Here is a 19,307-nt window from a genome sequence, read left to right on the forward strand (position 1 = left end):
GCAAGTTGATACCTAAAAAATGCTCGCAAAAAAACAATTATTTAACCTCTTAAATGGTCTCAGTTTAGAAATAAAAAATCCCCACTGGTGGCTTCAAGTTCTGATTATTTCTATTGTTTATCCTTTGATTTGTTGGTTGCTCCCGAATCATGAATGGTCCAGTCTTACGATTATTCCACCATATATTTCACCCGTTTGGCCCGGAACAGGATGGATGTTCGCTACTTTATTGGAGTGGGGTTATTCTCGTTGGTTAGGTATCTTTATGGGTCAATTTATTGCGACCTTAATCATGACCTGGTCGATATCTCCAACTTTATGGGCTATTGTTTTAAATACTATTAGTGTAACAATTTGGAATTTATTGACAGTATTTGTGATTCGACGGTTAACTCGCACAAAGTTTCCTTTTAATAAAGTCAATCATGTAGTAATTTTTATCGCCGTTAGTTTTTTGGGAGTTAGTTTACCCAACGCTGTGATCGGGACTTGTTCATTCACTTATCAGAAACTTGTCCCCCAGTCTGACTTTCTAAAAACTTTCACGGGTTGGTGGATTGGTGATAGTATAGGTATCTTACTTTTTACACCTTTCTTGTTAATTTGTTGTTTTAAAAAAAATAAATTTTCTGCCCCGCAGTCTTGGCTTAGTGGAGAATTTATGATTATTGCTATTCTTTTGGGAATAGTCATTAAATTTGCCTTATTTGAGAGTCAACCTGTAGAATATTTACTTTTACCCCCTCTGTTATGGTCTGTTTTTCGTTTTAGTCAGAAAGTTACTACTATTTTAGTCACCGCCATTTGTAGTTTGGCTTTTATCACTACGGCTTATAAAATTGGTATTTTTTATAAGGCCGCGTTGGCTAGTAATTCCCTTTTGTTACTACTTTTATTTGTGGGGGTACTTTCCCTTACGACGATGGTGACATCTGCGATTGTTTCGGAAAATCGTCAAGCGGCTTTAAAATTACAACAAGCTAATGCGGAATTAGAAGAAAGAGTGATTCAGCGTACTATGGCTTTGCAGGAAAGTGAGAAGATTTCGCGAGAGTTGGCAGTGAAAGCAGAAACCGCTAATCAAGCCAAAAGTACATTTATTGCCAATATGAGCCACGAATTGCGATCGCCCCTCAATGCTATTCTCGGCTTTTCGCAATTAATGGTACGCGCCACAAATATGCCCCCTGAACAATACGAGAATGCGGGAATTATCTATCGCAGTGGTGATTATCTATTAACGTTAATTAATAATGTACTCGATTTATCAAAAATCGAAGCAGGTAAAACTACCCTTAATCTTACAGACTTTGACCTACATATCTTGCTGAATGATTTAGAAGATATGTTACATCTGCGGGCTAATAATGCCGGATTGAATTTGGTATTCCAGCGAACAGAAAATGTTCCGCGCTATATCTGTACCGATCAAGTAAAACTGCGTCAGGTTTTAATTAATTTACTCAGCAATGCCATCAAATTTACTTCCGAGGGTCAAATCACTTTGAATGTCTTTATGGGAGAACAAGAAACCACAGATGTTTTTAATTTGCATTTCCGTATTCGCGATACAGGGGTGGGTATTGCAGCTGCAGAAGTGCCCAAACTATTTGATGCCTTTAGTCAAGCTCAAGCTGGAAAAGATATGCAGGAAGGAACGGGTTTAGGTTTAGCAATTAGCCGGAAATTTGTGCAATTGATGGGTGGTGATATTTGCGTAGAAAGCGAATTAGGAAAAGGTACAAGTTTCCAATTTTATATTCAGACCAAATTTGGTCACGAAACAAACAGCAAGAGTACAGGAGAATATCCAAGAGTGCTGGGACTGGTGCCCGGTCAACTTAGCTACAAAATTCTCACAGTCGATGATAAATCTATTAATCGACAATTACTAATTAAGTTGTTGAGTCCCTTGGGATTTGAGGTGAAAGAAGCTAGTAACGGACAAGAGGCGATCGCAATTTGGGATGAATGGGAACCGCACCTAATCTGGATGGATATGAGGATGCCAGTTATGGATGGCTACGAAGCGACAAAATACATCAAATCTACCACTAAAGGCAGTGCTACGGCTGTAATCGCGTTAACGGCGAGTGTGTTGGAAGAAGAAAAGGCGATCGTGCTTTCAGCCGGTTGTGATGACTTCCTTCGCAAACCCTTCATTGAACACAGTATTTTTGATGCACTAGCTAAGCATTTAGGAGTCAAATATATCTATGCAGAAACAATATCTCCTGTCTTGGATGATACAGAAAAAATCCCATTGACATCGGAAGATTTAAGCTGTATGACTCAAGAATGGATTAGTCAACTATACGCAGCGGCACTTGAGGCAAATACCAACCTGGTGTTACAAGTTATCGGAGAAATTCCCAAAACAGAAACTCGTTTGATAAAATCCCTGACAAAACTTGCCAGTCAATTTAACTTTGAGCAGATTATTGATTTATTAGAACCCCCGACCGGCAATGAATCTTAATTCTAAAAGCGAAAATAAAGGTAACATTCTATTAGTAGACGATCTTCTAGAAAATCTACAATTACTAAGCGATGCGCTCCTCAAAATCGGCTACACTGTTCGCAGCGTCACCAGCGGGCGGATGGCACTGAAAACCGTGAAGGTAAAGCGACCAGATGTGATACTTTTAGATGTTAAGATGCCTGAAATGGATGGTTATCAAGTCTGTAGAACTCTCAAAGCTGATGCAGATTTCCGCCACATTCCAGTAATTTTCATTAGTGCTTTAGATGATGTCTTCGACAAAGTAACCGCCTTTGATTCAGGGGCTATAGACTACATCACCAAACCATTTCAAATCGAAGAAGTAGTGGCGCGTCTGGAAAATCAGTTAATCATTCAACGGCAGCAACAGCTTCTGGAACAAGAAAACATTAAGCGCCGGGAAGCAGAAGAGGTACTTTATGAATCGAGGGCTTTACTTGCTAGTGTTTTGAATAGTTCCCTTGATGGTATTGTGGCAATGCAGGCTGTTCGTCATACCGAAACAGGGGAGATTGAAGATTTTCGGTGTTTAGTCGTCAACCCCGTGATTGCTAGAGCTTTTAAAAGCAGTTGTGAAGAGATAATTGGCAAATTGGTACTAAAAAACTTTTTCAGTAATATTGATCCCGAACTATTTAATCGCTTCGTTAATATTGTCGAGACGGGGGAATCTTTAGAACAGGATTTTTACTATGAATCAGGAAAGTCTTGCTGGTTTTACTTCGTAGCAGTCAAGCTAGGAGATGGTTTTTCTGTTACTATCCGTGATATTACCGCCCGCAAACAAATAGAATTGGCACTCCAAGATGCCAATCAAAAATTAAAAGAACTGGCAAATCTAGATGGTTTGACTCAGGTGGCTAACCGTCGCTGTTTCAACAATCGCCTTCAAAGTGAATGGCAACGCCTAGCGCCAGAAAACCAGCCACTTTCTCTAATTTTATTTGACGTTGATAAATTCAAATCCTACAACGACTACTATGGTCATCTGGCTGGGGATGATTGCTTAATTAGAATAGGGCAAATATTACAAAAAGTAGTCCGTTGTCCCACCGATTTAGCAGCGCGTTACGGTGGAGAAGAATTTGTGTTACTCCTCCCGAATACGGATTTAGAAGGAGGGATTAAGGTGGCACAAAACATTCAGCAAGAACTTCACAATCTCGCGATTCCCCATGCACAGTCTGACGTGAAGGATCTCGTCACAGTGAGTTTGGGTATTTCCTCACTCATACCCACCTTGGAAGTGCAACCAGATACACTGGTAGCCTATGCAGACAAAGCTTTGTACGACGCTAAACAACAGGGGCGCGATCGCTGGAGTACAAATTGTTGAAAAATAGGGGCGTTTTTTTGAGGAAGGGGGAACTATACCGTTAGACAGGACTTTTCGCCAGTTGTAATTCATCGTAGTTTTTTGTTGATAGTCAGAGCGTCAAATTTTGGATAAGTAATACCAATTGGAAATAATCTTGCTACAATTTTCAATCTTATAAAAATTATCTTTCATGCGCCAAGCCCCTCGCCGAACACGGCAATACCGTTTCCCTAGAGAGGCTCGTCTCTAATTGATATGTAGCAATATTTTTCATAATTAGTATAAGCTGTAGCTGGCGTTACAGATTAAGAGTGTAAATCCTAATTAAATATCTAAACCCGTGACTGCTAAATCTGGAGGATGTTCGACAACAAACTGGTAATATAACTCTTGCTTTGCTTGCGGTGGCAGAGACATTATCCATTCTAGCAGTCCCATTTCACCTGCTACTATCTTCGGATTAGTGAGAGTCGATCGCACTTTAATTTGTTCATTACGGCTGACTGGCAATTGCTCTTTTAGTGTCAGGTGTACCTGCACATGATGCAAGTTTGTCACATTTAAGCGATAAGCGTAACTCGTGCGCCTCTGCTGGCCAATAAGTTTTTTATCTACTTGTCTTTCTACTAATTCCCGCTCTATTTTTAGACCTTCATCTATTCCTAAATTCAGTTTATATTCTTGTCCGGGGGAAACATTTTCTAAATGCACACTGCCGACAAAAGTGTTGTCGCGAAAGATATTTGCTTTACCGGGCAGAAGAGTTGCACCTGTCAGCGGATTCACAACAACTGCTTGCAAATAGGCAAAACTGACTAATCGCGGGACGGCTATATATTCTGGTTTAAACGGATAATTTTCGCTAAAAATCGTCACTTTGTGGGGTGTAGCGTCGCTGGGAATCTTGGTATTTCCCCCTACTTGAAATGAGACGGTGCCCCCTTCTTTCGATACTTGTGTGGTCGCGGTTTGAGCTGCTATGAGTTGGGGTGCGGCAGCAGCAGGTGGCCCACTTTCATCTAACTCTAAGTTTGTATAATCTAGTGCTATTTCTGCTTCCGCAGGATGTCGGCTGCGTGTCATCATAAGTTCTCGGGTTTGAGCAGATCTTGGGTAAACAGTATCGATAAACCAGGGTTCGAGTTTTGGTGGCAAAGTTCCCATTCCCGGTTTTGCTGTGGATAAAGTCAGCCCTACTTCCGTCCAATCTTCCCCTGTATTTTGATTGACTTCGGCTAAGTAATTGAGATTAATTTGGTTGTTGGTAGTGTTGACTCGCAAGTCGTAAAGGGGAGTCCAGCGGGCTCCCATGACTACATAGGAAACTTCTAGTTCAAAATTGCCGCTGCCACTGGGTTCTATGGCAACAATGATGTTAAAACTTTGCTGAGAATGGGGAGTTTGTACTTGCCGCAACTGCTGCAGCAAAGCTTCTATTTGCTTGTCTAATTCGCGCTGCTGTTTTTCGTGCTGGGCGATCGCACTTACATATTTTAGGTAATTAGTTCCTAAAAAGTTGAGCAATTCGCCAGTTTCGTTTAAACCTACCTGCTGTTTGGCGATGCTGCTGGAAAAGAAACCGACGCTTTTTTCGCTCAAACCTTCCACAAATTTGAGCTGAATTTTTCGGGCGGTTATTTTGTCGTTAATTCCCCGTCTTTGGGTTTGTAATTCCTGAATTTGTTGCGTTAATTCGGCAGTGCGATCGCCCACAGGTTCGCTGCTAAACACTGTTTCGGTTCGCACTCCCAGCAATCGCACTGCAACTGTACCCGCACCCGTGGCCCTGACTGACTCTGTTTCGAGGGTTGCGGGTACAGAGGCGATCGCCAATTCTCGCTCGTTTCCCGTCAATGCCACCGTGCCGCGCCGCGTCACCAAAGCGCGATCGGTGTAAACTGTAACTTCGGATATGCTAGTATTTAGTGTTTTAATGGTATCAGAATTAAGTATTTCTGAGTCAGTCATTGTTAGTTGCTCCTATTTAATAACCGTTTAGTCGATCCAGGAATTTCAAAAGTTATTTATTGGTCAATTTTCCCGATCGCCCATTCCTCTAGCAAACTCCTCAAGCGCATCCAAATGCGAAGCAAATAAAATGCAGCTTTTCAGCAAAGATAAGTCTAACTCAGGCAGCATTTCGCTGCTAGTAATGCGATCGTAACCTTCCTCTCGCAGATGGTAAAGCTCTAGAGTGCCATCTTCCCAAAACCCGACTCCCGGGATTCCCATCAGTCGGTATTTCTGAAGTTTAATCGGACTACCGCTAGTGATAACAACTCAATAGATAAATCTGGCACATCTTTAATAGTTCCGAAACAATAAGACAAATCTGCCTGATACTCGACTGGCTCTTCGACAATCTGACTATAAGTACCGCTGGGAAAAAATACAACTCTTCTTTGCAGAAAATACTGTCCCATTAGCAAGCCCATCAAACACCTAATCGCTTCATGCAACCTTCCAGTACCAACAATTTCTAAAACTCCTTCACAATAACATAAGCGTACATTCGGCACGTCTTCAAAACCCGCTTGAATTGCCTTGAATTGATGCCAGGTCAAACCGCGCCAAGTGAAACGTTGTTCGACTGCGGGAGAAGTGGTTGGATTGTCTACAGTTTGAAGCATGATTGTTTTATTGATGTTCAAAATGGTAGCGCGCGAGTGGGCGGGTTTACGAGTTTACTAAATCGTTAGTTTTAGACATTGATAATTGATTGGTAAAACCCGCCCCAATGTTTAATTTTAGCTCAGTGGCTGGATTCCTGCCAAATCCAAAATTTGAGGAATTAAATCTTCTCGTTTGACGGCCATCATGTGAACTCCTTGACAAATCTGCCGCGCTAGCTTGACTTGTTCGGCAGCAATTTTTATGCCTTCCTGCAAGGGTTCCGGAGCTTTTGCTAAACGGTCTATCGTCTCTTGCGGAATGTGAACTCCCGGCACATATTTTTTAATAAATTCAGCATTTTTAGCTGATTTAAACAAAAATATTCCTGCTAAAACTGGCTTGTTGCACCCCGCAGCAATGTGGTGCATAAACTTATCTAAAACTTCAAAATCTGTAATTAATTGACTCTGAAAAAACTGTGCTCCTGCCTCTACTTTTTTCTCAAATCGACTTTGCAAACCCGACCAACTTGGGCATTGCGGATCGACTGCCGCACCGACAAATAAATCAGTAACTCCGTCGGTTAAAGGTTTGTCATTCCAGTCTTGGCCGCCGTTCATTTTTTGAATAACTTGCAATAGCCGAACAGATTCCAAATCGAATACACTTTTTGCTTTAGGATGGTCGCCGGCTTTGACGGGATCGCCTGTAAGTGCTAATACATTGCGAATGCCTAAAGCGTGGGCTCCCATGAGATCGGCTTGCAGGCCAATTTGATTGCGATCGCGACAAGCAACTTGACAAATTGGCTCAATTCCGTGCTGCACTAAAATCGCCGAAACTGCTAGCGGACACATTCGCAAAACTGCGCGACTCCCGTCGGTGATATTAATGGCGTGCACTCGGTTTTTGAGGCGTTCAGCCATTTGAATTGTGTGAGTTATGTCGCCACCTTTTGGCGGGGCAACTTCGGCGGTGATTATAAATTCTCCGGGGGTGGTGCAAGCTGTGCGAAAACGGTTCATGATTATTTGTCTGTTATTGGTTATTTGTTATTTGACTGTTGACTGTTGACTGTTGACTGTTAGCAGTTGTTAGTGGGCTGTTGGCAGTTGTCATTCTTAACAAGTAACCAAGAACAACTAACAACTAACAACTAACAACTAAACAGGTAAAGAATAACCGAAAGCTGTCTTCACCTTAGTTAGAGTTTGATTAGCAATAGCTTCTGCTTGTTCTCTTCCGCGACGTAGTACAGACTCTAAATATCCCGGATCGTCCATTATTTCCTTGTATTTATCCTGAATTGGTTTGAGGGCATTAATTGTCGTCTCTGTCAGCAAGGGTTTAAAATCTCCCCAACCCATGTTTTCACACTCCGTTGCTACTTCTTCCTTAGATTTGCCGGAAAGCAGGAGATAAAGTGTCAGCAAATTTCTAGCTTCGGGGCGATCGGGGTCGTCAAAAGTCAAACCCCGCACGGCATCTGTTTTGCAGCGCTTGATTTTTTTTGCGATCGTATCTGGCGAATCCAATAAATTAATTCGACTTTGTTCGGAAGGGTCAGATTTCGACATTTTGCGCGTGCCATCTGTCAAACTCATTACCCTCGCGCCGTCAGTCCGAATTAACGGTTCGGGAAGTTTCAATACTGGCTTTTCGGGTGTGCCGAATTGGTGATTTAATCTGATGACAATATCGCGAGTGAGTTCCAAATGCTGTTTTTGGTCTTCTCCCACTGGCACTTTGTCGGCATCATAAAGCAAAATGTCTGCTGCCATTAACACGGGATAATTTAGCAAACCAGCGTTGACATTTTCACCTTGTTTAACTGCTTTTTCTTTAAACTGAATCATATCTTCGAGCCAGTTAATCGGCGTAATGCAGTTGAGCAGCCATGCTAGTTCTGTGTGCGCCGAGACGTGGGATTGCACGAAAATAGTAGAATATTCTAAATCTATGCCACAAGCTAAATAGAGTGCGGCGATCGTGTAAGTGTCGGAGGCTAGAGTTGCTGGATTGTGCGGTGCGGTAATTGCGTGCAAATCGACTACGCAGAAGTAATTTTCGTACTGACTTTGACCTTCTACCCAGTTGCGAATTGCACCGAGATAATTACCGAGGTGAAGATTGCCTGTTGGCTGAACTCCTGAAAGAACGCGCTGTTTGCCCATGAGGAAAGAATAGAATTGAAGTCACATTTCTATATTGACACGTTATTTTGATTTAAGATACTCTTGGTTGAAACTCAGATCTTGCACCATTGTCAGCAACGGGCTAGAAGCCCGTTCCACTTTTAAGACATCTGTAGAGACATGACCTTGCCGTCTCCTTACTTGTTTAAACATCTGTAGGGAGACGGCAAGGCAGTGTCCTTAGCCGTAGCATTTAAGAAATGGGTTAGAAAGCAATTACCAATCTGTCAGCAACCTTGCTTTGCGTAGAACAAATGTCAGAACTGTTTCTTCGCTGGTAATAATATCGGCTCTGCCTTCCATTCCCGATTGAATCGAATACTGGCGGGGGACATTAGCCTGGGAGTTTCCGAAGAATTGGCCGTTGGCGGATTTGAGTTTTGTTAAATAAGTTTGTTCGGGCTTAATTGCCACTTCGTAATAAGCTGTACCTAAATTATTAGTGGGATTTTGAGGGGCGATCGCATCTGGGGCGATTTCGCTGACAGTTCCTTTTAATGTGCCGTAATCGGGAAAAGGCAAAGCCGAAATCCTGATCTGTACGGGTTGGCCGATTTGGATGCGGGCGATGTCTTGGGATGTCACCTTGGCTTTGACTACCAGGGGTACGTCGCTGGGGACGATTTGGGCGATCGCGCTGCCGGCTTGTACGGTTTGACCAGTATTTCGTACTTCCAGTCTGAGAATTGTACCATCCGTGGGTGTGCGGATCACGCTATTTTCGAGTTTTAAGTCAATTTGATTGAGCTCTTTTTTAGCTTGAATCAATTGTTGTTGAAGGGACGATTGCTTAACGAGCAAAACCCGCCGACTTCGGCCCAGTCTTTCGGCGACATCTGGCAGCGATGTGGCGAATTTTACTAAAGCGGATTCGATTAATTCCTGTTGGGCGGAAGTTTCACTTTGGATGGTTTTAAATTGGGCGCTGGCCAAAATTTGATTTTCTAAGTCGCGCAGTTGCTGGTTGATTTGCTGTGCTGCTGTTTGAGACTGATTAATTATTTCTTGTAACTGCTTTTTTTGAGCGCCCAAACGCGAAGCGTCTACAACTGCGATCGCATCTCCTTCTTTTACTGTCTGATTCTCGCTGACAGCAATGCTTTCGACGGTTCCTTCGGTTGCTGCTTGCACGACGCGCACTTCTCCGGCTGGACGGACGATCGCGTCTGCTTTGACTGTAGCGCTGTATTGGGTGACGCTAGCGAGGGCGATCGCCCCGCCAAACGTCGCCACCATCAAAATGCCCCCCAAAGTCGTCCAGCGGCTGACAGGGGGCAAAAACTGGTCGTTATCAAAGGTTTCAGGGGGTGTGGCTTCGGGAGTGAGAGACATGGCGGCAAGGGGGAGAGGGGAATAGTTGGGAGTTTGGAGTTTTGAGTTGGGAGGGAGAGATCGATCGCTGATTTGTTTTGTCACTTTTACGATCAGCTTTCCGGAAACCAAGTATAGGTTTAGAAGTCTAAATCAAAATTCACAGGGTAAAGGTAAAAATCCGCACAGCTTTGGCGTTCCCACCCACAAACTTGGCCAAATATCAAGACGAGTGAAGCCAGCGGGCTACAGTCAGGAAAATATGGGATTTTTGCTATAAATTTTGGCGCTGTTACCGGGTTTTTACTGTATGCGTAGGTAGTAAGTAAGTACATAGGTATCAATAGGAGTTATTTATGTCAGAAAATCAACAAGGTTCACTCTTCATCGAAGTAACCGATGGAGAATCTGCTACTGTCAACGGTGGCAACATTACCAGCGGTGTTAGCGCTGTTAAAAGCAACAGCGAGACGGATAACAGCAGCAGCTATGGCCTGAATATGCTGTTTTTCCTGCCGCCGCCTAGCCAGCTTTATCTGTACGATCCGAACAGCCATCGCCCTTACAAAACTCTAGTGGTTTAGATAGCTGAGTCAGGTTGTGCGATCGGAATGAATGTAGAAAATCTCTCGGTAATATTCCGGAACTCGCACAGCACTTCAAGAACTATTAGTTAGTAATTACACGAGGCTATATAAAATTTATAAAACTTATAGTTCTCGTTCCCTCTTGTCAAATTAAATGGAGTCAAATCATGCAAGAAACTAAGGAAAACTCACTGTTTGCTGAACTCACCCCTGAAGAATCAGCTAGCGTCAACGGCGGTTACTATTATGCCAATAATCGCTACGACAATGACTGCGATCGCAATCAACGGCGCAGTTGGGTCGTGTACCGCCGGAATTGCGACGGTTCATACAGAAGAGTAGTCCGCTACGCTTACTACTAAAGTTTAGGGCTGTCAATTCAGCTTTCTAACTGTAGATCGAGAAAGCACCCATAATTTTATGGTGCTTTATTTAAGCGAGGCTGTAGAAATTTCAGATCATTTCTCGTTTCTGTTATTTTTTTTCACCTTGAAAGGAGTCAAATCATGCAAGAAACTAAAGAAAATTCACTGTTTGCTGAACTCACTCCTGAAGAATCAGCTAGCGTCAACGGCGGTCACTATTATGCCAATAATCGCTACAACTGTCACCGTCAGCGCCGCCGCAGTTGGGTAGTGTACCGCCGGAATTGCGACGGTTCCTTCAGAAGAGTAGTCCGCTACGCTTACTACTAAAGTTTAGGGCTGTCAATTCAGCTCTCTAACTCTTGATTGAGAAGCACCCATAACTTTATGGGTGCTTTTTGCTGATTGGGTAGTTGGTGAGGAGTAGTGTTCATTATGCTCTACTCATTATTCAATTTGCCAAATGTTAAAGAACATTCCTTTTATCGGCAAAATGCCATTATTCGGACAAGTAAACAGGTTTAATAAATATCAGGTTGTTCTCCAGCAGAGCGAAGAAGATTGCGGCGCGGCTTGTCTGGCTTCGATCGCCAAATTTTACGGACAGAATTTTACAATTAGCCGCTTGCGAGAATTTGCCGGTACCGGTCAACAGGGGACGACTTTACTGGGTTTGAAACAGGGGGCTGAGGCGATCGGCTTTAATGCTCGATCGGTGCGAGCAGCCGCTGCAATTTTAGACAAGCTCGATGATGCCCCTCTACCGATGATTATTCACTGGAGCGGCTATCATTGGGTTGTTTTGTACGGAAAACAGGGCAATAAATATGCGATCGCAGATCCCGCCATTGGTCTGCGCTATATTTCCAAAGAAGAACTAGCAGCGGGTTGGACAGATTGGCTGTGCTTGCTAGTAGACCCCGATCCAGAGCGGTTTTTTGCGGAAGCAGAGGGTCAACCGCCCGCAAATTCTTTACAAAAATGGATGCGCCGGGTTGGGATTTACCGCCAGATTTTAATCGAAGCATTATTGCTGAATGTGGTGTTGGGTTTGCTGTCGATTTCGTCGCCTTTTTTAGTTCAACTGCTTACCGACGACATCCTGGTGCGGGGCGACACGCAACTTTTGGCAAGTGTGGCGATCGCAGTTATAGTTATGAATTTTTTTAGCAGCAGTTTAGGATTAGTTGAGTCGAACTTAATTGCTCAATTTTCCCAGCGTTTAGAGTTGGGATTGGTGATGGAGTTTGGGCGCAAATTCCTGCGTTTGCCTTTGAGCTTTTACGAAACCAGACGCAGTGGCGAAATCGTCAGTAGATTACAAGACATCCAAGAAATAAATAAATTAGTTTCTCAAGTTGCCATCAGCTTGCCCAGTCAATTTTTTATAGCTGTAGTTTCTTTTATTTTTATGTTGTTTTACAGCACGCAACTGACGCTTGCAGCAACAGCGATCGCTCTATTAATGACTGCATCTACAGTGGTATTTCTGCCCGTACTGCAACAAAAAACGCGGAATTTATTTGTGCTGGAAGCAGAAACTCAAGGCGTTTTAGTCGAAACTTTTAAAGGCGCGCTGACTGTGAAAACTACTAGCAGCGCCCAGCAACTTTGGGAAGAATTTCAAAGCCGCTTTGGCCGCTTAGCCAATCTCACTTTCCGCACTACGCAAATTGGCATTCTCAACAATATCTTTTCTGGTTTTATTGGTTCAGCCGGCGGCATTACTTTGCTGTGGTTGGGCAGCGGTTTGGTGATTGACAAGGTATTGAGTATCGGTCAGTTGCTCGCGTTTATTAGCATGAATCAAAACGTTACTACTTGGGTGACTTCTTTGGTAGGATTTAGTGATGAAATGACTCGCGTGCAGACAGCAACTCAACGGCTTTCAGAAGTCATTGATGCTGCACCGGAAACTAAGAGCGATACTAATAAACCTGCTGTCACGATTCAAGGGCGAGACGGTATTGTTTGCAAAAATGTTAATTTTCACTACCCCGGTCGGCTTGACTTGCTGGAAAATTTTTCTGTTACGTTTCCTGGGGGTCAAGCAATTGCTTTAATCGGCTATTCCGGCTGCGGAAAAAGTACGCTAGCTAAAGTAATTGCGGGTTTGTATCCGCTGCAATCTGGTAATGTTAGAATTGGCGGTTACAATTTGCAAGATTTGTCTCTCGACAGTCTCAGACAGCAGGTGGTTCTAGTTCCTCAAGAAGCGCATTTTTGGAGCCGTTCGATTATAGATAATTTTCGTTTGGGGAGTCCAGATGTCAGCTTTGAACAGATTGTGAAAGCGTGTAAAATTGCGGGGGCTGACGAATTTATCAGCCAATTGCCTGATAAATATCAAACAGTTTTAGGGGAGTTTGGAGCAAATATTTCTGGCGGACAAAGACAAAGATTGGCGATCGCCCGCGCCATTCTCAACAACCCGCCCGTATTGATTTTAGACGAATCTACCGCAGGGCTTGACCCCGCAAGCGAAGCGGAAGTTTTAGAAAATTTGTTGATGTACCGGCACGGGAAAACGACGATTTTTATCAGTCACAGGCCGCGAGTGATCGATCGCGCCGATTGGATTATCATGTTAGAACGCGGGAGGTTGAAAGTGCAAGGCTCGGCTGCAAAATTGCGATCGATTCCAGGAGACCATTTAGAGTTTTTGCATCCTTGAACGAGTTAATAAAACGACAGGTTGAAATCTGTCGGTGCACAAACAACACCGGGAGCATCCACTTTTGTACCCTACCCCAACCCTCCCCGAACCCGCGGGGAGAAATTAAGAAATTCACAAATGATCCGAGGATTGCTATATCGTTGACGGTTGCATCGGAATTATAAAATCGAGTCAACAGTTAACAGTCAACACTCAACAGTCATTTCGCTCGTGCAACCGGAATTGATATCACTCATGACTAATAACTTCTCTAAGATTCTTGAGCTAAAGTACATCGATCGCACAATCCGAAAAACTCCAAAGTGTGATAATAAATCTTGAAAGAATGAGATTGTTGTAGTTGGCTTTCTAAGTGGTGGACGGGGCATTCGTCGATCGTAATTGACGCGCCACATTCCAGACAAGTTAAGTGATGTTGGTCTTGGTGGGCCGCACCGTAGAGAGATTCGCCACTAGCAAGCGTTCTGACATGAACGAACCCCTCTCGCTTTAAACCGTCGAGGGAACGGTAAACGGTTGCTAAGCCCATGCTTTGGTCGCTGTTACGCAGTTCTAAGTAGATATCTTGCGCTGAGAGCGATCGATTCAAGTGCTTGAGCAAATGTAAAATACGCTCCTGACTGCGGGTGCGGTTGGTTCTCATAATTTTTTTGTGTAATCTGCTAGAGTCAAATCTGTCCCTGTTTCTAGGCTATCTTACTTGGGCGAACCAAATGGCGATCGGCGCGCAGCTCGGTTGTAGAATACAATGGGGCTAACTTTCACATCACCTACCGCAACATTCCCGTGACTCAGAAATATCTTGCCCAAATCTATGTTACCCTCCGCCCTTCTGTTTTAGATCCCGCCGGCACTGCCGTACAGTCTGGTTTGCAACACATGGGATACGACAATGTTGAGCGCGTGCGAATCGGGAAGTACGTTGAATTGACGCTGACTGCTGCTGGTGAGTTGGAGGCCCGCGAACAACTCGATCGCGTTTGCGACCAACTTTTGGCCAATCCTGTGATTGAAAATTATCGCTTTGATTTGACTGAAATTCCTGTTGCTGTGGAGACAGCGACGGCATAAATGCGATCGTCCCTAGCGTGTTTTTAAACCCGGAGATCCCCCCTAACCCCCCTTAATAAGGGGGGGACAAGAGGGTTCTGAAAGTCTTTGTTAAAAAGCGAGGACAAGAGCGTTCAAAGTCTTCGTTAAAAACACAAGAACTATAACTACTCAAAGTCCCCCTTCTTAAGGGGGATTTAGGGGGATCGAGACTGTGATACCAGCGAGAGAAACCTAAGATTTCAGTCTTAAGTTGACACCTCTTCCTTCTTCCTTCTTCCCTCTTCCTTCTTCCTTCTTCCTTCAGCTTATGAAATTTGGAGTTATTGTTTTTCCGGGTTCAAATTGCGATCGCGATGTGGTGTGGGTGACTCAAGGGTTACTCCACCAACCGACGCGGATGATTTGGCACGAAGATACCGATATTTCGGATATTGATATCATTGTAATTCCCGGTGGTTTCAGTTACGGAGATTATTTGCGGTGCGGCGCTATCGCCCGTTTTTCTCCGGCGATGCGGGCTACTGCGGAACACGCGAAAAAAGGAAAGCTTGTATTAGGCATCTGCAACGGTTTTCAGGTGTTGACTGAAGCTGGTTTGTTGCCCGGTGCTCTGGTACGGAATGCGGGATTGAATTTTATTTGCGATCGCGCTTCTTTGAAAGTCGAGCGCGGTAATACTCGTTGGACTGCGGCTTATACTACGGGTGAAATCATCGATTTGCCGATCGCCCACGGCGAAGGAAACTATTATGCTGATGCGGATACATTAGCCGAGTTAGAAGAGCACAAGCAAGTGCTGTTTCGCTACTGTACTCCGGCGGGCAAAATTAGCGATGCTGGCAATCCCAACGGTTCGTTAAATAATATTGCTGGTATTTGCAACCGCCAAGGCAATGTATTAGGAATGATGCCGCATCCTGAGAGGGCTTCCGATCCGATGTTGGGCGAAACTGATGGGGTGAAATTGTTTCAAGGGTTGTTGATGGCAAGTGTTGCTGCTGTTTTGTAGTTGATATTTGTCTCTGATTTTATGAACAGGCAAGATGCCTGTTCCACAATACATCAAGTTTCTTGTGGGGTGGGCATCTTGCCCGCCCAAAACCAACAGGCAAGATGCCTGTTCCACAGTAGATTAAATTGATTGTGGGGTGGGCATCTTGCCCGCCCAAAGAAATACAATTTAGCTGCGGGACAGCTTATCAACTATTTAAAAGAGGAATGTTTATTTTATGCCGCTAATGGACTTAGCTAATTTTAAAACTAGGGTAATTGGATGCAGTGCCGTGATGGCTGTCGGGCAAGTTATTTCAACTGCGATCGCCAATCCGGCAACTCAAGCAGCAGCGGGTATGATGGGCGGCCCGATCGCAGTTGGGGGAGTTTCGATTTTGGCGGCGATTGCTAGTGGTATAGCGGGGAATATCGCGGCTAATGACCTCGGAAATCGGATGACCGAACGGTTGAGCAAAAATCCGAGGATTCTCGATAATCACGATTTGATTAAGGCCACGGGTGAGGCGATCGGCTATATTTTGAGAGAGGTTGCGGAGTCCGATCGCCTCATTGCGATCGCCGAAACCAAAAATTTGCCTTATCCAGAAACAGCACTCAGTCAATTAGCCGATAAAACTCCTGAATACTGGCTGGATATTAACACGAATACAGCCGATTTGTCAAGGGGTTTAAATATTTCCGAAGACCAGTTAACCAAGATTTTTTCTGCGGATGCCGAGGAGTTCGATCGAGTTACCGGATTGACAACGGCAGATTGGGCAACTTTCGTCAACGAATTCGCGGCCAGCGAGGGCAAATCCTTCGATGCGGAAATTGTGGAATTTGTCGCGGACAAACTGTACGCAACTTTCCCGAAAGCGTACCGCGAAGTGCTGAAACTGGATGCGGCGAAGGGAGGAGAAAAGTTTGCCGCGATGCTGTTGAATCTGCACCAAATTGCTTTGACAGAACTGAGAGATTTGGGGCTGCAAAATGGGGAAATTCGGCACAAATTGGAGGCCGTGGCAACTGGGCAGCAGATTTGTCAAGTCATGGTGAAATTGTCAGCGATCGAAGTTGGCATCCGCGACGATTTGGCGCAAATTAAAACATCACTGGAACGGTTCGTTGATACTTCCGCGCCTCAATTGCCGCTTCCCTACGAGTGCGAAACGATTATTCAAGACCGGACTCAAGACTTTACCGGCCGCAGATTTGTGTTTGAAGCACTTATCGAATTTTTGCAGAAAAATCCCAAAGGCTATTTTGTTTTAGAAGCCGATCCGGGTGTCGGGAAAACTTCAATTATGGCGAAGTTAGTGCTGCTGCTGAAGCGGCGCTGTGTTGTCCATTTTAACTCGCAATCTCAAGGCACGGTTAAGGCAAAGCAATTTCTGGAAAATGCCTGCACTCAGTTAATTCAAGCCTTTAAACTGGATTACCCAAAATTACCAGAAAATGCGACTACAGATGGCAATTTTCTCAGTCGATTGTTGGGGGAAGTCAGTGCTAAATTGGGCGGAAAAAAGTTAGTTTTTGTTGTGGATGCCCTCGATGAAGTCGATATAAGCGATCAGGGGCGCGGCAGCAATGTCCTCTATTTGCCTGATGCTTTGCCGGATAATGTTTATTTTATTGTGTCGAAGCGGCCGGAAAGACTGCGTTTGCCAAATCATCAGGTTTTTGATTTGATGCAGTACAGTTCAGAAAGTTTGGCGGATGTCAAGGTTTATATTGACAAACGCACCAGTAACAGCGCATCAATTCAGAGTTGGATTAACCGTCAAAATTTGCAGCGCGAACAGTTTGTGGCGGCAGTGGCGGAAAAAAGCCAGAATAATTTTATGTACCTGCGCTATGTGCTGAATGATATCGATAGCGGCAAGTACAGCGATGTGACTTTGAAAGATTTGCCCAGGGAGTTGGAAGGATATTATGAGAAGCATTGGGCGCGGATGGAAATGGCGGTTGGAGATAAAGAATTGCGCCGCCGGAAGTTGAAGGTGATTTATTTGTTGACTAAAGTTCGCCAGCCAGTTTCCTGCGATATTTTGGCGGATTTTTCTAAGGAAGATGCTCTAGATGTGCAGGAAGTTCTCGATGATTGGGAACAGTTTCTTCGCCGCAACAGCGATACTCCGCCGGATTACAGTATTTATCACGCGAGTTTCCAAAGATTTCTCCACCGTATCGATGTGGTGCAGAAAGCTGGGGTGTCGCTGGAGGATATTGAAACGGCGATTTCTGATAATTTATGGAGGGATTTGTTCCCGAATGGGTAAGTTTAAAGAAAATTTGGGGAAAATGTCGCCGAAAAAGCGGCTTTATGCTTTGGAAACTCTGCCGGGGCACTTGGTTGAGAGTGTTCAAGGGGAACGGCTGCATCAGTTGTTGACGGATTTTGATTTTATTGAGGCGAAGTTGGAGGCGGTGGGGGTTCAAGCATTAATTGAGGATTACGATCTGGCGAGAATTTCTGATGTGTTGTTGTCGGAGGGGCAAACGGAAACGCTGAAGTTGATTCAAGGGGCTATTCGCAAGTCGGCGCACATTTTGGATAGGGATAAAACGCAACTGGTTGAGCATTTGTTGGGGAGATTGCTGGAATTTGAAATACCCCAGATTCAGGGGTTGCTGGATGTGGCGAGGCAGTCGAAAGATAGTCCTTGGCTGCGGCCTTTGAGGGCTAATTTAGAAGGGCCGGGAGAAGGATGTTTGCGAACTCTCAGCGGTCATACTGACGCGGTAACAGCAGTGGCGATCGCACCCGACGGCAAAACAGCAATTTCCGCTGCCGAAGATCGAACCCTGAAAATCTGGGACACAGAAAGTGGCACTCCACTTTTCACCCTCATCGGTCATACTAGCTATGTATATGCAGTGGCGATCGCACCCGACGGCAAAACAGCGATTTCGGCTTCACAGGATAAAACCCTAAAAGTCTGGGATACAGACAGTGGCACTGAACTTAGAACCCTCACGGGTCATACTAGCGGGGTCAGAGCAGTGGCGATCGCACCCGATGGCAAGACAGCGATTTCCGCTTCAGAGGATAACACCCTGAAAATCTGGGATTTGCTTAGCGGCACTGAACTTAGAACCCTCACCGGTCATACTGACGGGGTAAATGCAGTGGCGATCGCACCCGACGGCAAGACAGCGATTTCCGCTTCAGCGGATAAAACCCTGAAAATCTGGGATTTGCTTAGCGGCACTGAACTTAGAACCCTCACCGGTAATACTAGCGGGGTCAGAGCAGTGGCGATCGCACCCGATGGCAAGACAGCGATTTCCGCTTCAGGTTCAGGCGATCGCATCCTGAAAATCTGGGACACCGAGACAGGCATCCTACTTAGAACCCTCACCGATCCTACTAGCGCAGTATATGCAGTGGCGGCGGTATATGCAGTGGCGATCGCACCCGACGGCAAAACAGCGATTTCGGCTTCACAGGATAAAACCCTAAAAGTATGGGACACAGACAACGGCACCCTACTTAGAACCCTCACCGGTCATACTAGCTTCGTAGGTGCAGTGGCGATCGCACCCGACGGCAAAACAGCGATTTCCGGTTCATGGGATGAAACCCTGAAAATCTGGGACACCGAGACAGGGACTGAACTTAGAACCCTCACCGGTCATACTGACGGGGTAAATGCAGTGGCGATCGCACCCGACGGCAAGACAGCGAT

The 19,307-nt window shown here is 44.8% G+C and carries 17 protein-coding genes; 10 read left to right on the forward strand and 7 right to left on the reverse strand.

What is annotated here, in order from left to right; genetic code table 11:
* The first annotated feature begins 19 nt into the window (after window positions 1–19).
* Both QUA27_RS10440 and QUA27_RS10445 read left to right on the forward strand, forming a co-directional pair.
* On the forward strand, window positions 20–2,479 hold the full coding sequence (locus QUA27_RS10440; protein WP_333067830.1) for an MASE1 domain-containing protein: 2,460 nt from the start codon (window positions 20–22) through the stop codon (window positions 2,477–2,479).
* The gene (locus tag QUA27_RS10445) at window positions 2,469–3,839 is read left to right on the forward strand and encodes a diguanylate cyclase domain-containing protein (protein WP_333067831.1); all 1,371 of its coding nucleotides are present in this window, start codon (window positions 2,469–2,471) and stop codon (window positions 3,837–3,839) included. Before QUA27_RS10440 ends, QUA27_RS10445 begins: the two co-directional genes overlap by 11 nt.
* Before the next feature lie 306 nt (window positions 3,840–4,145).
* On the opposite strand, the gene QUA27_RS10450 is transcribed toward QUA27_RS10445, so the two are convergent.
* The 6 genes from QUA27_RS10450 to QUA27_RS10475 all read right to left on the reverse strand — a co-directional run bounded on the left by QUA27_RS10450 (window position 4,146) and on the right by QUA27_RS10475 (window position 10,045).
* The gene (locus QUA27_RS10450) at window positions 4,146–5,789 is read right to left on the reverse strand and encodes a mucoidy inhibitor MuiA family protein (protein WP_333067832.1); all 1,644 of its coding nucleotides are present in this window, start codon (window positions 5,787–5,789) and stop codon (window positions 4,146–4,148) included.
* A gap of 63 nt (window positions 5,790–5,852) precedes the next feature.
* On the reverse strand, window positions 5,853–6,053 hold the full coding sequence (locus tag QUA27_RS10455; RefSeq protein WP_333067834.1) for a hypothetical protein: 201 nt from the start codon (window positions 6,051–6,053) through the stop codon (window positions 5,853–5,855).
* Window positions 6,053–6,451, reverse strand: coding sequence for a hypothetical protein (locus QUA27_RS10460; RefSeq protein WP_333067835.1), 399 nt, complete (start codon window positions 6,449–6,451; stop codon window positions 6,053–6,055). The genes QUA27_RS10455 and QUA27_RS10460 overlap by 1 nt, the downstream gene beginning before the upstream one ends.
* 117 nt (window positions 6,452–6,568) lie before the next feature.
* Window positions 6,569–7,459: a methylenetetrahydrofolate reductase gene (locus QUA27_RS10465; protein WP_333067837.1), complete on the reverse strand. Its 891-nt coding sequence runs from the start codon at window positions 7,457–7,459 to the stop codon at window positions 6,569–6,571.
* A 138-nt stretch (window positions 7,460–7,597) separates the two neighbouring features.
* Window positions 7,598–8,608, reverse strand: coding sequence for a tryptophan--tRNA ligase (gene trpS, locus QUA27_RS10470; protein WP_333067839.1), 1,011 nt, complete (start codon window positions 8,606–8,608; stop codon window positions 7,598–7,600).
* Between the two features lie 237 nt (window positions 8,609–8,845).
* Window positions 8,846–10,045, reverse strand: a complete 1,200-nt coding sequence (locus QUA27_RS10475; RefSeq protein ID WP_333067841.1) for an HlyD family secretion protein — start codon at window positions 10,043–10,045, stop codon at window positions 8,846–8,848.
* A gap of 251 nt (window positions 10,046–10,296) precedes the next feature.
* Between QUA27_RS10475 and QUA27_RS10480 the strand changes: the two genes are divergently transcribed.
* The 4 genes from QUA27_RS10480 (at window position 10,297) to QUA27_RS10495 (ending at window position 13,566) form a co-directional block, all read left to right on the forward strand.
* Window positions 10,297–10,524, forward strand: a complete 228-nt coding sequence (locus QUA27_RS10480; RefSeq protein WP_333067842.1) for a secretion protein HlyD — start codon at window positions 10,297–10,299, stop codon at window positions 10,522–10,524.
* A 170-nt stretch (window positions 10,525–10,694) separates the two neighbouring features.
* A complete protein-coding gene (locus QUA27_RS10485) occupies window positions 10,695–10,889 on the forward strand; it encodes a hypothetical protein (RefSeq protein WP_333067843.1) in 195 nt (64 codons plus the stop codon).
* Between the two features lie 144 nt (window positions 10,890–11,033).
* Complete coding sequence (locus QUA27_RS10490) at window positions 11,034–11,222, forward strand: hypothetical protein (protein WP_041623246.1); 189 nt, start codon at window positions 11,034–11,036, stop codon at window positions 11,220–11,222.
* A 133-nt stretch (window positions 11,223–11,355) separates the two neighbouring features.
* Complete coding sequence (locus QUA27_RS10495; protein ID WP_333067844.1) at window positions 11,356–13,566, forward strand: peptidase domain-containing ABC transporter; 2,211 nt, start codon at window positions 11,356–11,358, stop codon at window positions 13,564–13,566.
* Window positions 13,567–13,819: 253 nt separating this feature from the next.
* Here the strand turns inward: QUA27_RS10495 and QUA27_RS10500 are convergent, their stop codons facing one another.
* Window positions 13,820–14,212 carry a Fur family transcriptional regulator gene (locus QUA27_RS10500; RefSeq protein WP_333055475.1) on the reverse strand — a complete coding sequence of 131 codons (393 nt, stop codon included), beginning with the start codon at window positions 14,210–14,212 and terminating at the stop codon, window positions 13,820–13,822.
* Window positions 14,213–14,355: 143 nt separating this feature from the next.
* Between QUA27_RS10500 and purS the strand changes: the two genes are divergently transcribed.
* The 4 genes from purS to QUA27_RS10520 all read left to right on the forward strand — a co-directional run.
* Window positions 14,356–14,640, forward strand: a complete 285-nt coding sequence (purS, locus tag QUA27_RS10505; RefSeq protein ID WP_333067847.1) for a phosphoribosylformylglycinamidine synthase subunit PurS — start codon at window positions 14,356–14,358, stop codon at window positions 14,638–14,640.
* 289 nt (window positions 14,641–14,929) lie between these two features.
* Window positions 14,930–15,631 carry a phosphoribosylformylglycinamidine synthase subunit PurQ gene (gene purQ, locus QUA27_RS10510; RefSeq protein ID WP_333067849.1) on the forward strand — a complete coding sequence of 234 codons (702 nt, stop codon included), beginning with the start codon at window positions 14,930–14,932 and terminating at the stop codon, window positions 15,629–15,631.
* 220 nt (window positions 15,632–15,851) lie between these two features.
* Window positions 15,852–17,897, forward strand: a complete 2,046-nt coding sequence (locus QUA27_RS10515; RefSeq protein ID WP_333067850.1) for a P-loop domain-containing protein — start codon at window positions 15,852–15,854, stop codon at window positions 17,895–17,897.
* A partial coding sequence (locus QUA27_RS10520; protein WP_333067852.1) for a hypothetical protein occupies window positions 17,890–19,307 on the forward strand: 1,418 nt, incomplete at its 3' end. The genes QUA27_RS10515 and QUA27_RS10520, both read left to right, overlap by 8 nt.

This window comes from Microcoleus harperi Pol14_C6, from assembly GCF_036701295.1.
GTDB lineage: Bacteria > Cyanobacteriota > Cyanobacteriia > Cyanobacteriales > Microcoleaceae > Microcoleus.

Coding starts and splice junctions, on each gene's coding strand:
- QUA27_RS10500 (WP_333055475.1), bottom strand. CDS start 14,212: ATGAGAACCAACCGCACCCGCAGTCAGGAGCGTATTTTACATTTGCTC.
- QUA27_RS10450 (WP_333067832.1), bottom strand. CDS start 5,789: ATGACTGACTCAGAAATACTTAATTCTGATACCATTAAAACACTAAAT.
- QUA27_RS10485 (WP_333067843.1), top strand. CDS start 10,695: ATGCAAGAAACTAAGGAAAACTCACTGTTTGCTGAACTCACCCCTGAA.
- purQ (WP_333067849.1), top strand. CDS start 14,930: ATGAAATTTGGAGTTATTGTTTTTCCGGGTTCAAATTGCGATCGCGAT.
- QUA27_RS10495 (WP_333067844.1), top strand. CDS start 11,356: ATGTTAAAGAACATTCCTTTTATCGGCAAAATGCCATTATTCGGACAA.
- trpS (WP_333067839.1), bottom strand. CDS start 8,608: ATGGGCAAACAGCGCGTTCTTTCAGGAGTTCAGCCAACAGGCAATCTT.
- QUA27_RS10460 (WP_333067835.1), bottom strand. CDS start 6,451: ATGCTTCAAACTGTAGACAATCCAACCACTTCTCCCGCAGTCGAACAA.
- QUA27_RS10455 (WP_333067834.1), bottom strand. CDS start 6,053: ATGGGAATCCCGGGAGTCGGGTTTTGGGAAGATGGCACTCTAGAGCTT.
- QUA27_RS10515 (WP_333067850.1), top strand. CDS start 15,852: ATGCCGCTAATGGACTTAGCTAATTTTAAAACTAGGGTAATTGGATGC.
- QUA27_RS10445 (WP_333067831.1), top strand. CDS start 2,469: ATGAATCTTAATTCTAAAAGCGAAAATAAAGGTAACATTCTATTAGTA.
- QUA27_RS10440 (WP_333067830.1), top strand. CDS start 20: ATGCTCGCAAAAAAACAATTATTTAACCTCTTAAATGGTCTCAGTTTA.
- QUA27_RS10465 (WP_333067837.1), bottom strand. CDS start 7,459: ATGAACCGTTTTCGCACAGCTTGCACCACCCCCGGAGAATTTATAATC.
- QUA27_RS10490 (WP_041623246.1), top strand. CDS start 11,034: ATGCAAGAAACTAAAGAAAATTCACTGTTTGCTGAACTCACTCCTGAA.
- QUA27_RS10480 (WP_333067842.1), top strand. CDS start 10,297: ATGTCAGAAAATCAACAAGGTTCACTCTTCATCGAAGTAACCGATGGA.